12 protein-coding genes are annotated in these 11,881 nt (G+C 75.6%); 5 read left to right on the top strand and 7 right to left on the bottom strand.

Features of this window, described 5'->3' with window-relative positions:
• Positions 1-36 precede the first annotated feature (36 nt).
• The 4 genes from ACIGW2_RS10055 to rpmG all read right to left on the bottom strand — a co-directional run bounded on the left by ACIGW2_RS10055 (position 37) and on the right by rpmG (position 2,850).
• Complete coding sequence (locus ACIGW2_RS10055) at positions 37-1,404, bottom strand: carbohydrate-binding protein (RefSeq protein WP_399842562.1); 1,368 nt, start codon at positions 1,402-1,404, stop codon at positions 37-39.
• A gap of 91 nt (positions 1,405-1,495) precedes the next feature.
• Positions 1,496-2,437, bottom strand: a complete 942-nt coding sequence (locus tag ACIGW2_RS10050) for a LysR family transcriptional regulator (protein WP_399842558.1) — start codon at positions 2,435-2,437, stop codon at positions 1,496-1,498.
• Between the two features lie 118 nt (positions 2,438-2,555).
• Positions 2,556-2,678, bottom strand: a complete 123-nt coding sequence (gene ykgO, locus ACIGW2_RS10045; protein WP_356073826.1) for a type B 50S ribosomal protein L36 — start codon at positions 2,676-2,678, stop codon at positions 2,556-2,558.
• Between the two features lie 7 nt (positions 2,679-2,685).
• Positions 2,686-2,850 carry a 50S ribosomal protein L33 gene (gene rpmG / locus ACIGW2_RS10040; protein WP_361584135.1) on the bottom strand — a complete coding sequence of 55 codons (165 nt, stop codon included), beginning with the start codon at positions 2,848-2,850 and terminating at the stop codon, positions 2,686-2,688.
• A gap of 226 nt (positions 2,851-3,076) precedes the next feature.
• Here rpmG and ACIGW2_RS10035 point away from each other — a divergent pair, with 226 nt between their 5' ends.
• Entirely contained in the window at positions 3,077-4,987 is a 1,911-nt protein-coding gene (locus ACIGW2_RS10035) for a serine/threonine-protein kinase (RefSeq protein WP_391651835.1), read from the top strand.
• Positions 4,988-5,095: 108 nt separating this feature from the next.
• On the opposite strand, the gene ACIGW2_RS10030 is transcribed toward ACIGW2_RS10035, so the two are convergent.
• The 3 genes from ACIGW2_RS10030 to ACIGW2_RS10020 all read right to left on the bottom strand — a co-directional run bounded on the left by ACIGW2_RS10030 (position 5,096) and on the right by ACIGW2_RS10020 (position 7,299).
• Positions 5,096-5,713, bottom strand: a complete 618-nt coding sequence (locus tag ACIGW2_RS10030; RefSeq protein WP_399842555.1) for a hypothetical protein — start codon at positions 5,711-5,713, stop codon at positions 5,096-5,098.
• Positions 5,714-5,913: 200 nt separating this feature from the next.
• Complete coding sequence (locus tag ACIGW2_RS10025) at positions 5,914-6,810, bottom strand: sigma-70 family RNA polymerase sigma factor (RefSeq protein ID WP_399842553.1); 897 nt, start codon at positions 6,808-6,810, stop codon at positions 5,914-5,916.
• A 96-nt stretch (positions 6,811-6,906) separates the two neighbouring features.
• Positions 6,907-7,299 (bottom strand): DUF4440 domain-containing protein, encoded by a 393-nt coding sequence (locus tag ACIGW2_RS10020; protein ID WP_391651837.1) that lies wholly within the window; start codon positions 7,297-7,299, stop codon positions 6,907-6,909.
• 184 nt (positions 7,300-7,483) lie between these two features.
• On the opposite strand from ACIGW2_RS10020, the gene ACIGW2_RS10015 reads away from it, so the two are divergent.
• From ACIGW2_RS10015 to ACIGW2_RS10000, 4 genes are all read left to right on the top strand, one after another.
• Positions 7,484-8,398 carry a diiron oxygenase gene (locus ACIGW2_RS10015; protein ID WP_361584121.1) on the top strand — a complete coding sequence of 305 codons (915 nt, stop codon included), beginning with the start codon at positions 7,484-7,486 and terminating at the stop codon, positions 8,396-8,398.
• Between the two features lie 101 nt (positions 8,399-8,499).
• A complete protein-coding gene (locus tag ACIGW2_RS10010; protein WP_399842549.1) occupies positions 8,500-10,188 on the top strand; it encodes an FAD-dependent oxidoreductase in 1,689 nt (562 codons plus the stop codon).
• Between the two features lie 266 nt (positions 10,189-10,454).
• Complete coding sequence (locus ACIGW2_RS10005; RefSeq protein WP_391651839.1) at positions 10,455-11,345, top strand: universal stress protein; 891 nt, start codon at positions 10,455-10,457, stop codon at positions 11,343-11,345.
• A gap of 139 nt (positions 11,346-11,484) precedes the next feature.
• The gene (locus ACIGW2_RS10000; protein WP_399842546.1) at positions 11,485-11,865 is read left to right on the top strand and encodes an STAS domain-containing protein; all 381 of its coding nucleotides are present in this window, start codon (positions 11,485-11,487) and stop codon (positions 11,863-11,865) included.
• Positions 11,866-11,881 lie beyond the last annotated feature (16 nt).

Raw genomic sequence — 11,881 nt, 5'->3', positions numbered from 1 at the left:
CGTGGAGCGGTGGTGGTACGGGTCGGCGCGTGGTGCTCAGACGCGCTGCCAGAGGGCCGGGACGTTCGGCGGCTCCCAGCCGGCCTGGGCCTGGTGGCCCTGGAGGCAGCGGTAGGTGGCGCCGCCGTAGGTGACGGTGTCGCCGGCGGCGTAGACCGTGCCGGCCTGCCAGGTGCCGCCCGGCTCGGGCTCACCGGGGCCGGGGCCGGGGCCCGGGTCGGAGCCGGTGGTCTTCAGGGTGAGGCCGTAGTTCTGCAGGATCGGGTTGAGCGGCTGGAAGTACGTGGTGCCGCCGCTGGAGCAGTTGCCCGAGCCGCCGGAGGTGACGCCCTGGGCCTGGCTGCCGGAGATGTAGGAGCCGCCGGAGTCGCCAGGCTCGGCGCAGACCGTGGTCCGGGTGACGCCGGAGACGGTGCCCTCCTGGTAGGTGACGCTGGTGTTGTGCTGCTGGATGGTGCCGCAGTGCCAGCCGGTGGTCGAGCCGGAGCGGCACACGGAGGCGCCGACGGGCTGCAGGACGGAGCCGGTGACCTGGACGTTGGCGCCGCCGGCGCCCTTCACGTACGGGGTGGCGGTCCAGCTGGAGTTGGCGGCGACCCAGGCCATGTCGTTGCCGGGGAAGACCGAGGCCTGGAAGGAGCCCTGGGCGACCTGGTTGTAGCCGGTGGTGGCGGTGCCGGCGCGGCCGCAGTGCCCGGCGGTGGCGAAGCCCTGGGTGGTGCCGCGGGTGACGGGGAAGCCGACCGAACAGCGCCCGCCGCCCATGTGGTAGGCGTCGCCGCCGCGCAGGTCGTAGAGCGGGCGCGGCGCCTCGGCGGTGCGCACCACGGTGACGAGCCCGCGCGGCACTCCGGTCGCCGCGAGCAGCCGGCCGGCGGCCCCGGGGCGGGCCTCCTCGACGACGAGCCGGTTGGCGCGCACGTCGACGTAGCGGACCGGGGCGTCGGCGGTGGCGGCCCGGTCGAGGGCGGCCCGGGCGCGCTCCAGGTCGCCGAGGCTGTGCGCGACGAGGCGGGCGCGGGCGCCGATGGCGCGTATCGCGGGCAGGTCGGCGGCGCGGGTGGTGGCCACGGTGAGCGTGGCGGACTCCGCCCCGTCGACCCAGGCGCCGGCGAACGCCCCGCCGATGTCCTGTCGCACCCGGGCGGCGGTGGCCCCGGCCTCGGCCTCGTGCGCGAGTCGGGCCAGCGCCTGGGGCCGGCTCAGGCCCAGGTCGCGCTGCATGGCCCGGAGCAGTTCGGGCGGGGCGGCGGCGGTGCCGAGGGTGTCGGCGGCGTTCCTGACGGTCGGGGCGGCGGGGACATCGGGGCTGTGCGCGGTGGCGGGGGCGGCCTGGAGCGCGGCCAGCGCCAGTCCGGCGGCGGCCAGCACGGTGCCGGCCGCGCGGACGGAGCGTCGGAGCATGCGGATCTCCTCGGTTTCGTGGGGGAACTCCGCCACACCGTAGAAATCCCTTGCCCCGCAGGGGAGTTGTCAGTCAGCCCCTGCCCTCGCGTTATGGCCGGGGCAGGGTCCCGGGAGTGTCGCCGCCGGCCGTGGCGCGGGCCAGGGCGTCGGCGTGGGCCGCGCGGGCGTGCGCGAGGACGTCGGGGGCGCGCGGGGCGGCACGGCCCTCGGGGTGCCAGCCGAGGAGGTGGCGCCAGATCAGCGGGGTGCCGGTCAGAGGGCGGGTGACCAGGCCGGGGGTGGCGGGGAAGGTGGCCCGGCACAGGCCGACGGCCCGGCCCACCTGCACCAGGTGCACGCAGGAGGCGGTGTCCGTCTCGTAGACGCAGCGCGGGGTGAAACCGGCCCGCACGCAGGCGGCGGCGAAGCAGTCGCCGAAGCAGCCGTCGCCGGGCACGTCGGTCCAGGCCTCGTCGGCGAGCTCGCCGAGGCCGACCTCGGCGCGGCCGGCGAGGGGGTGGAAGGTGGCGAGCATGACGTGCACGGGGTCGCGGGCGACCTCCGTCCAGGCGAGGCGCCCCGCCTCGGGCGGGCTGCTCTCGCCGCAGACGCCGACGAGCGCGAAGTCGAGCCGCCCGGCCGCCACTCCGGCGGCGATCTCGCGCTCGGACCAGGAGGTGTACGTGGTGACGGGCGCGCCCGGCGCGCCGCGGGTCAGCCGGTCGACGAGCCCGCCGAGCAGCGGCCCGTGGGTGCCGCCGAGCCGGTGTCCGGCGGTGCCCTCGCGGGCGAACCGCACCGCCTCCTCCTGCAGTTCGCAGACGGCGGGCAGCACGACCCGGGCCCGCTCCAGCACGAGGTCGCCGAGCGCCGTGGCCCGCACCCCGTCCCGCCCGCGCTCGAACAGCGCGCCGCCGAGGGCCCGTTCGATCCGCTTCAGCTGCGCGCTGAGCGCGGGCTGGGCGAGCCCGAGCGCGGTGGCGGCCCGGGTGAGGCTGCCGGCGTCGGCGATCGCCCGGATCGTCTTGAGGTGCCTCAGCTCCAAGTCCATGGGCCGAGCTTGCCGCCCGCCGGGGCTGAAGGTCCAGACCAGTGCGGGGAGTTCGGCGGCCCGACCGCCCCGGGCCGGCGAGGCCGGCCTCCCGGGGACGGCCGGGCGGGGGTGCGGGTCAGCCCTGGCGGGCCTTGACGCGCGGGTCCTTCCTGTTCAGGACGTAGGTCCGGCCGCGGCGGCGCACCACCTGGGAGCCGGGGCGCGCCTTCAGGGCGCGCAGGGAGTTGCGTACCTTCATGGCCGGGTCAGCGCTCCTCGCGGAAGTCGACGTGGGTGCCGAGCACCGGGTCGTACTTGCGCAGGACCAGGCGGTCGGGGTCGTTCTGGCGGTTCTTGCGGGTCACGTAGGTGACGCCGGTGCCGGCCGTGGACCGGAGGGTGACCACGGGGCGCCGGATCGTGCGGGTCATGGGTGCTGCTCCTCACCGGCCGGAACCGCCGCCGTCGAGCCAGTTCGACTCGGGCGTGCCGGCCTCGTGGGGTGTAACCGCGCCCCCGTCCCCGGCATTCCCGGCCGCACGGCCGGGGGTCCGTTCCGCGGCCGTCACCCTCCGGGGTCACGGGAACGCGCCGCAGCGGATAGGGTGCGCAGCGATAAACCGGGATTCGCAGTTCCGCACGGGGAGAAAGATACTGATGACTGGTCAGCAGCCGGGCAGCGCCGGCGACGCCGCAGCGGTCTTCCAGCCGCTCGCCGCCGACGACCCGACGACCGTCGCCGGCTACCGGCTCGCCGCCCGCCTCGGCGCCGGCGGCATGGGCAAGGTGTACCTGTCGTACACGCCCGGGGGCCGCCCCGTGGCCATCAAGGTGATCCGGCCGGAGTTCGGCGAGGACGCCGAGTTCCGCCGCCGCTTCGCGCAGGAGGTGCGCTCCGCGCAGCGCGTGCAGGGGCTGTTCACCGCGCCCGTCATCGACGCCGACGCCGAGGGCACCCGGCCGTGGCTGGCGACGGCGTACGTGCCGGGGCCGTCGCTCGCCGACGCCGTCGTCGCGCACGGGGCGATGCCGACCGAGACGGTGCTGCTGCTCGTCGCGGGCATGGCCGAGGCGCTCCAGGTGATCCACGGCGCCGGCCTCGTGCACCGCGACCTGAAGCCCTCGAACGTGCTGCTCGCCTCCGACGGCCCCCGCGTCATCGACTTCGGCATCGCGCACGCCGCCGACGCGACCTCCCTCACCGGCAGCGGCGTCACCATCGGCACCCCGTCCTTCATGGCCCCCGAGCAGGCGGCCGGCCGCCGGGTCACCCCGGCCACCGACGTCTTCGCGCTCGGCCAGGTCGCCGTGTACGCGGCGACGGGCGTGCCCGCCTTCGGCGAGGGCACCGGGCACGGGGTGCTGTACCGGATCGTGCACGAGCAGCCGGACCTGAGCGCGGTCCCGGAGCGCCTGAGCCAGTTGGTCACCCGCTGCCTGGCCAAGGACCCGGAGGAGCGCCCCTCGGTCGCCGAGGTGATCCGGCTGTGCCAGGAGGCCAACGCGGGGACGGTGCTACGCCGTCCGGAGGACTGGCTGCCGGGCGCGGTCTCGGCGGACATCACCGTCCGTGCCGCGACCCCCGCGCCGGTGCAGACGCCGCCGCAGCAGCCCGCCGCCCCCGCCACTCCCCCGGCCGGGCCCCCGGCGGCGCCCGGGTACACGCCGACCGCGCCCGCCGGCCCGGCCCCCGGCTACACCCCGGCGGCGCACGCGACCCCGCCCGCCGGGTACGGCGCCCCCGCCGCGGCGCCGCCGCACCCGGGCCACGCCCACGCGCCGACGCACACGGGCGCGGCTCCCGCCCCCGCTCCGTACCCGGGCACCGGCGGCTACCCGGCCGTCACCGGCACCTTCCCGACCGGCCCGGGCGGGCCCTCGTACCCGACGCCGTACCCCGGCCAGGGCGCGCCGGGCGGGCAGCCGCCGGCGGCGCCCAAGAGCGCGGCGAAGCGGACGCTGCTCGTTGCGCTGGCCGCGGCGCTGGTCTTCGGCGTGGGCGGCGCGACGGCGGCGTACGTCCTGACGAAGGACGACGCCAAGGGCACCGACTCCGCGAGCGGCAGCCGGACCCCCGGCCAGAGCACCGGCAAGGGCGGCGCGAGCGCGTCGTCGTCCGGCGGCGGCGCGTCCGGCGGCTCGGGCGGGTCCGCGGCGAGCGGGAAGCCGGCCGAGAAGGCCGACCCGAAGCCCGTCGAGTACCAGAACATCAACCTCACGGCCGGCTACCACCTGACGCTCGGCGACGAGGTCGTCCGGCCGCAGGACGGCGAGGACGGTGACTACGAGCTGTCCTACGACACCGGCGGCTACCTCGACGCCGAGTCCACCGGCGGCAACCTGGTCCTGCTCGACCCGGGCCAGGAGGGCAGCCTCGAGGTCTGCCGGGCGGAGACCCGCTTCACCCGCAACGTGCACGTGAACAAGCTCTCCCCCGGCCGCCAGGTCTGCGTCACCACGGGCACCGGCCACATGGGCCTGGTCACGGTGAAGGCCTTCTCCCCGGAGGAGTCGCCCAGCACCTACATGACCCTGGACCTCACGGTCTGGCGCAACGGCGCGGTGTAGCCCGTTCCCTCCGGCTCCGGCCGGGCACCGGACGCCTCCCGCGCACGGAGTGCCACGGGAGGCGTCCGCCCGAAGTCCCGGTGCGACGCGCTCGGTCGATGGACCCGCTCAGTCGTCGAACCACACGACAAGACGCACATTGTCGTCTCCGTACTGTTCCGCGAGTTTCTCCATGGCATTCCAGACGGGTTGCCACTCGCCGGTTTCGGTGACGGCATCCCTGCGGCGGATGGTGACGGATCGGTACAGCGTGTCCCCGACGAGCCACTCACCCCCTTCGGGCCACTCCCGCACCTCGCCCGGCTGGAGACCGACGGCTTCGGCGAACGCGCGGCTCCAGGACGACTTGCCCGTCATCCTGAGCCCGTTCGGCGTCCGGCGGTATTGATGGAGCCGGCCGTCGGGCTTCTCGGCGAGCTCGTCCCAGTCAACGGCGTTCACCTCGGCCCACGTGATCCACGTGGTGCCGTGGAAGCCGTTCTCGCCGTACCACTCGGTCAGCTGGGCGAACCGCGCGCTCACGGCGGCCGAGGCATCGGCCGGAAACCCCCTGCCTGCGGCCAAGGGGCGGAAGTTCGCGTAGTTGCGGACCCCGAAGAGACATCCGAACGCATCGTAATCGCGCACATCGTTGAGGGAGCCGAGGTCGTGCGCACTGTGCCAGACCGGCTCCTGATCGTCTCGCGCCACTCGATACTCGACGAAGCCGCTTATGTCAGTACCCATGCCACGCATTCTCCGGGCACCGTCAAGCGGTGTGGCCCCGCACCGGATCGAGGCCGACTGTGGTGGGCACCGGCCTGGCAACACGCTCGCCCAGACTCACGTCGACGCGTACGCGTACGGGACGGGCGCCACGCTCGCCTGACGGGCGAACGGGCCGCCCGCACCCGGAAGTTCGGCCCGGCGGCCGGGCCGTCAGGGGCTCAGGCGGGGACCGCGAGCTCCATCCCCGCCAGCCGGTCCGGCTCCGCCACGATCTCGATGCCGGTGACGAGCCCGTCGTCCGCCAGCGTGAAGACGAGGACCAGGCGGAGCCGGCCCTGCGGGGCCATCGCCAGGGCGAAGTCGCCGTCGACGAGGGCGAGGCCGGTGAAGCGGGCGCGGCCCATGGCCGCCATCGCGCCCTGGGCGACGGTCAGGCCGCCGCTGACGACGATCGGCTCCGGCGTCGGGACGACCATCCGGTCGGCGTGCAGCACGACGTCCGGGTGGAGCAGGTTGAGCAGGGCCGCGAGGTCGCCGCCGCGGGTCGCGGCCAGGAAAGCCTCGACGACGCGCCGCCGCCGGAGCGCGTCGGGCGCCGGGGCGGGGGTCGTGCCCCGCACGCGGCGACGGGCGCGGCTGGCGAGCTGGCGCACGGCGGCCGGGGTGCGCTCCAGCAGGGGCGCGATGCCCTCGAAGGGCACGGCGAAGAGGTCGTGCAGGACGAAGGCGACGCGCTCGGCCGGGCCTAGGGTGTCGAGGACGACGAGCAGGGCGACGCCGACGGAGTCGGCGGTCAGCGCCTCCTCCTCGGGATCGGGGCCGGCCGGTCCGGCGGCGGTGCGGGGTTCGCCGGGCCGGACGTCCAGGGGGTCCTCGCGGCGGCGGTCACGGGACCGCAGCATGTTGAGGCAGACCCGGGAGACGACGGTGGTGAGCCAGCCGCCGAGGTTCTCGACGCCCGCGACGCCGGCCTCGTTCGCCCGGATCCAGGCCTCCTGGAGGGCGTCGTCGGCCTCGGCGAGGGAGCCGAGCATGCGGTAGGCGACGGCGCGCAGGTGCGGCCGGTCCCGCTCGAAGCGCTCCGTCAGCAGCGCGTCCTCGTTCGTCGCCCCCACGTGCTCCCACTCCCCCGTGCGTCCGTTCTCCCCGTCCCCCTGCCGTTGTCCTCGTGCGGCGGCCCTCGGCCCGAAAGGTCCGTCCGGCCGGCCTGTTCAGGCCTCCGGAACGGGGGTGGCCTGATGGTAGTAGAGCCGCCATCCGGTGTCGCCGTCGCCCTTGCGCCACAGGGAGCTGCGGAGCGCCCGGCGGCCGGCGATGAGCGTCTCGTACGTGAGGTGCACGAGGTCCGGGGCGAGGAGCGCCCCGCGCAGTCGGGAGGTCTCGATGGGCGGGCTCTCGGCTCCGCCGTGCAGGGTGGGCAGGGCGGCGACCATCTCCTCGTACGTCCAGCGCCGTCCCGAGGCCCCGACCTCGACGAACTCGGGGTCGAGGAGCCGGACGCCGTCGGCGGAGGCCCGGACGGCGGGGTCGTGCAGGCGCAGTTCGCCGTCGGTGGCCGCGGCGACGGCGGCCTCCTCCTCCGCGGAGCGAGTCGTGTCGATCATGAACGCATCCTCTCCCGCTCGGGGCACCTCGGCAACGAAATTCGGTACCGACGGGTAGGCGCGCGCGCCTTCTTGCTATACGGTCCGTCCAACAGCTTGCTAGACACCGCGTCTAACAAGCGCCGGGCGTGCCTCGCCCGGCAAGGCCCGACACCCGCCCCCGAGGTCCCCAAGGAGCCGCACCATGGCAAGCAGCACCGTCCAGCCGGCGGACCAGACCCGGCAGCCCGAACGAGAGGCGGCCCGCCGGCTGCTCGAGTCCTCCGCCAAGCTGTCCTACGACCCCGCCACCGAGGTCGACTGGGACACGCCCCTGGACAAGGACTTCCACGGCATGAGCCCGGAGTGGAGCACCCTCTACGGCACCCCGTACTGGCAGGAGCTGACCGAGGCGCAGCGCAAGGAGCTGACCCGCCAGGAGTCGGCGTGCGTGGCCAGCACCGGCATCTGGTTCGAGATGATCCTCCAGCAGATGGTGCTGCGGGACATGTACGCCAAGGACCCCACCGACCCGCGCTTCCAGTGGGCGCTGACGGAGATCGCCGACGAGTGCCGGCACTCGATCATGTTCGGGCGCGGCGCGGCCAAGCTCGGCGCCCCCGCCTACCGCCCGGGACGCTTCGTGCGCGAACTCGGCCGCGCCTTCAAGACGCTCGCCGTCGGCGAGGCCGCGTACGCCTCGATCCTCGTCGCCGAGGAGGTGCTGGACGTCATGCAGCGCGACTGGATGCGCGACGAGCGGGTGGTCCCCTTCGTGCGGACCATCAACAACATCCACGTCGTCGAGGAGTCGCGGCACATGAAGTTCGCCCGCGAGGAGACCCGGGCGCGGCTGCGCCGGGCCGGCGGGCTGCGCCGCCGGACGCAGGCCCTGGTGGTCTCCATCGCCTCGTACTTCATCGTGACCAGCATGGTCAGCCGCGAGGTGTACGAGCGGGCCGGGCTCGACGTCGAGCGGGCGCTCGCCGAGGCGAAGGCCAACGAGCACTACAAGTCGATGATGCGGTCCAGCTGCGCGGGCCTGATGGAGTTCCTGTCGTCGGCGGGACTGCTCACGCGCCCGGCGGTCGCGGTCTACCGGCGCGCCCACCTCATCTGACCCCGGGGCCCGCCCGGGCCCCGCACGCACCCCCGTACCCGTACCCGTACGCATCCCCCGGTCCGAGTCCCTTCCCCGGAGCCCCGCGAGCTGACGACGCCATGACCTACGCGATCACCCAGACCTGCTGCAACGACGCGACCTGCGTCGCCGTCTGTCCGGTCAACTGCATCCATCCCACCCCCGAAGAGCCCGACTTCGGCCGCACCGAGATGCTCTACATCGACCCGAAGTCCTGCATCGACTGCGGTGCCTGCGCCGACGCCTGCCCGGTCGACGCGATCTTCCCGGCGGACGCGCTGCGCCCCGGGCAGGAGGCGTACGCCGCCGTCAACGCGGCCTTCTACGAGGACCGGGCGCCGCGCGAGGCACCGGCCGAGGGGCCCGTCTTCCACGCCTGGGGCGCCCCGTCGTTCGAGCGCAGCCTGCCCTCCGACTTCGGGCGGCTGCGGGTCGCGGTCGTCGGCACCGGACCGGCCGGCATGTACGCCGCCGAGGACCTGCTGCTGCACACCGACGCCGAGGTGACCCTGGTCGACCGGCTGCCGGTGGCAGGCGGACTCGTGCGCTACGGAGTGGCGCCCGACCACCCGGCGACCAAGCGGATCGGCGACACCTTCGCCCGCTTCCACACCCACCCGCGGGTGCGGATGTACCTCGGCGTCGAGGTCGGCACGCACGTCACGGCCGAGGAGCTGGCGGCGCACCACGACGCCGTCGTGTACGCGGTGGGCGCGGCCGGCGACCGGCGGCTCGGGATCCCCGGCGAGGAGCGCACCGGAAGCCTCTCGGCCACGGAGTTCGTCGCCTGGTACAACGCGCACCCGGAGGTCGCGCCCGAGGCGATCGACCTGTCCGGCACCGAGCGGGTCGTGGTGGTGGGCACCGGGAACGTGGCGCTCGACGTGGCGCGCATCCTGGTCGCCGACCCGGAGGCGCTGGCCGCCACCGACATCGCCGACCACGCGCTCGCGGCGCTGCGCGCCTCCGCGGTGCGCGAGGTGGTGCTGCTCGCGCGGCGCGGCCCGGAGGACCTCGCGTGCACCGCGCCCGAACTGCTCGCGCTCGGGCAGCTGCCGGGCGTCCGCCTGGTGGTGGACGACCACGACCCGCGGGTCTGGGCGGCCGTGGAGGCGGCCGGTCCCCGCGACAAGGCGGCGCTGCTGCGCGGGGCGCTCCGTGAGCGGGTGGACTGGGCCGCGCCGGCGGGCGCGGAGCGGCGGGTGGTCTTCCGCTTCCACTCGGCACCGGAGGAGATCCTCGACGGGGCCGTACGGGTCACGGGCGGCACCGACACCGGCACCGACACTGACACCGGCTCCGGCTCCGGCTCCGGCTCCGGCTCCGAGGCGATCCCGGCCGGGCTGGTGCTGCGGGCGGTCGGCTACCGCGGACTGCCGGTGGCGGACCTGCCGTTCGACGGCGCGACCGGCACCGTGCCGCACACCGGCGGCCGGGTCGAGGGCCGGCCCGGCACGTACGTGGTCGGCTGGATCAAGCGCGGCCCCTCGGGCGGCATCGGCGCCAACCGCACCTGTGCGGCGGAGACCGTGAGCACGCTCCTCAAGGACGCCGTCGCGGGCGCGCTGCCGGCCCCGACCGGCACCGCGCGCGGCTTCGACCGGCTCGCCCGCCGCCGGGCCGGGCACGTGGTGGACGCGCGGGGGCTCGCCGCGATCGAGCGGGCGGAACGGGCTCGCGGCGAGGAGGCCGGCCGGCCGCGGGTCAAGCTGGGCACGCTGCCGGAGCTGGTCGCGGCGGCGCGGGGCCGGCGGCGCGCGGCGCGCTGAGCCGGCCGTTCGTACACCGGGCCTCCGGGCTCGGACGGGGAGGAGTGGGGGCGCGGGTGGTCAGACCCGCGCCCCTCGCCGTACCGCCGGACGTGCGTGCCGTACCGCCGGACGCGGCGGAACGGGCCGGCCCCGGCGTGGCACTCGGACCGGGGCGAATGATCCCGATATGAGTGCGAAGCATGAACAAGAGTGACAGTGGGAGCGGGAGCGGGAACCCCCGGGCGGGCGGAGGCGCGGGTGCGCGGGGTGCCGTCGTCGTCGGGGTGGACGGTTCCGAGCACAGTCTGCTGGCCCTGGAGTGGGCGCTGGGGACGGCGCGGAGCCTGGACGCGCCGCTGACCGTGGCGCACGTGCGCGCGGAGGCCCTGCAGCTGGGCAGCGCGCGGATCGCCTCGCTCGGCCCGGCGCCGGAGCTGCCCGACACGGTGGTGGACGCGCTCGCGGCCGAGGTCGGGCCGCGCGCCGAGGGCCTGGACGTGCGGTACGCCTCGCTGGACGGCTCCGTCGTGGACGCCCTGGTGGAGGCGGCCGAGGGGGCCCGGCTGCTCGTGGTCGGCTCGCGCGGGCGGGGCGGATTCGCCAGCCTGCTGCTGGGGTCGAACAGCCGGGCGCTCGCCGCGGCGGCGCCGTGCCCGGTGGTCGTGGTGCCGCACGAGGCGCGGGCCGCGTCGCTGGAGGGCGGGGCGGCGGCGGGACGGGTGCTGCTCGGTCTGGAGACCGACGAGACGGCCGACGAGGTGGTGGAGTTCGCCTTCGAGGCGGCACAGCGGCGCGGTGTGCCGCTGGAGGTGGTCACCGCCTATCCGGTGCCGCCGTCCCCGGCGCTGCTGATCGGCGCGCCGGCGCCCGCGCTCCAGGTGCCGCCGCCGTTGCCGGACGAGACCCCGGAGCTGGTGGCGAGCACGACCCGGCGGCAGGAGGAGCGGCTGCGGCCGTTCGCGGAGCGGCATCCCGGGGTCGAGGTGGTCCCGGCGGTCACGCCCGCCGATCCGGCGGGGCGGCTGGTCGAGGACTCCCGGGAGGCGGGGCTCGTGGTGGTGGGGCGGCACCGCGGGCATCGGATCGAGACGCTGCTGATGGGCTCGGTCGCGCACGCGGTGCTGCACCACGCGCACTGTCCGGTCGCGGTGGTGCCGCCCGCGTCGCGGCGGTGAGCGAGCAGCCGGCGGGGGCGTGCGGGCGGGAAGGGGAGGTTTTCACCTCTTCAGGTGATGGCGGATGTGGAGAAACGTGTCTGCCTCCGGACGTGCCGGGAACCTCGTTGCACGGGGACCGATCCAGTGGAGCGTGTCCATGCATCTGATCCGACTCGGCGAGGCCGATCTCGCCGTCCGGTCGAGCGAGGGCCTGACCACGGTCGAGCTGTACGGAGAGCTCGACCTGGTGCTGGTGCAGCGCGTCCGGCCCGAACTCGACGTTCTGGCCCGCGAGGCGCCCGCGCTCACCGTCGACCTGCGCCACGTCACGTTCTGCGACGCGTCGGGGCTGGGGCTCCTGGTGCGCTGTGCGCAGCGCGTCCGGGAGCGGGGCGCGGAGTGGGGGCTGGTGTGCGACCGGCCGGTGTTCCTGCGCCTGATCCGGCTGGCCGGCCTCGACGAGGTCCTGTGCCCGTCGCCGCCCGCCGCCCCGCCGGGCCCGCGCACCGCGGACCGGCCGGGAGGACTCCGGGTGTAGCGGCCCCGGGGCCGCG

This window comes from Streptomyces sp. NPDC053541 (assembly GCF_044544705.1).
GTDB lineage: Bacteria > Actinomycetota > Actinomycetes > Streptomycetales > Streptomycetaceae > Streptomyces.
The sequence above is the reverse complement of the archived record's forward strand: the minus strand, read 5'-3'. Positions and strand labels throughout refer to the sequence as shown.

Bases quoted from the DNA above. Each gene is read 5' to 3' on its own strand.
- ACIGW2_RS10010 (WP_399842549.1), top strand. From the start codon at position 8,500: ATGACCTACGCGATCACCCAGACCTGCTGCAACGACGCGACCTGCGTC.
- ACIGW2_RS10050 (WP_399842558.1), bottom strand. From the start codon at position 2,437: ATGGACTTGGAGCTGAGGCACCTCAAGACGATCCGGGCGATCGCCGAC.
- ACIGW2_RS10015 (WP_361584121.1), top strand. From the start codon at position 7,484: ATGGCAAGCAGCACCGTCCAGCCGGCGGACCAGACCCGGCAGCCCGAA.
- ACIGW2_RS10000 (WP_399842546.1), top strand. From the start codon at position 11,485: ATGCATCTGATCCGACTCGGCGAGGCCGATCTCGCCGTCCGGTCGAGC.
- ACIGW2_RS10030 (WP_399842555.1), bottom strand. From the start codon at position 5,713: ATGGGTACTGACATAAGCGGCTTCGTCGAGTATCGAGTGGCGCGAGAC.
- ACIGW2_RS10035 (WP_391651835.1), top strand. From the start codon at position 3,077: ATGACTGGTCAGCAGCCGGGCAGCGCCGGCGACGCCGCAGCGGTCTTC.
- rpmG (WP_361584135.1), bottom strand. From the start codon at position 2,850: ATGACCCGCACGATCCGGCGCCCCGTGGTCACCCTCCGGTCCACGGCC.
- ACIGW2_RS10055 (WP_399842562.1), bottom strand. From the start codon at position 1,404: ATGCTCCGACGCTCCGTCCGCGCGGCCGGCACCGTGCTGGCCGCCGCC.
- ykgO (WP_356073826.1), bottom strand. From the start codon at position 2,678: ATGAAGGTACGCAACTCCCTGCGCGCCCTGAAGGCGCGCCCCGGCTCC.
- ACIGW2_RS10020 (WP_391651837.1), bottom strand. From the start codon at position 7,299: ATGATCGACACGACTCGCTCCGCGGAGGAGGAGGCCGCCGTCGCCGCG.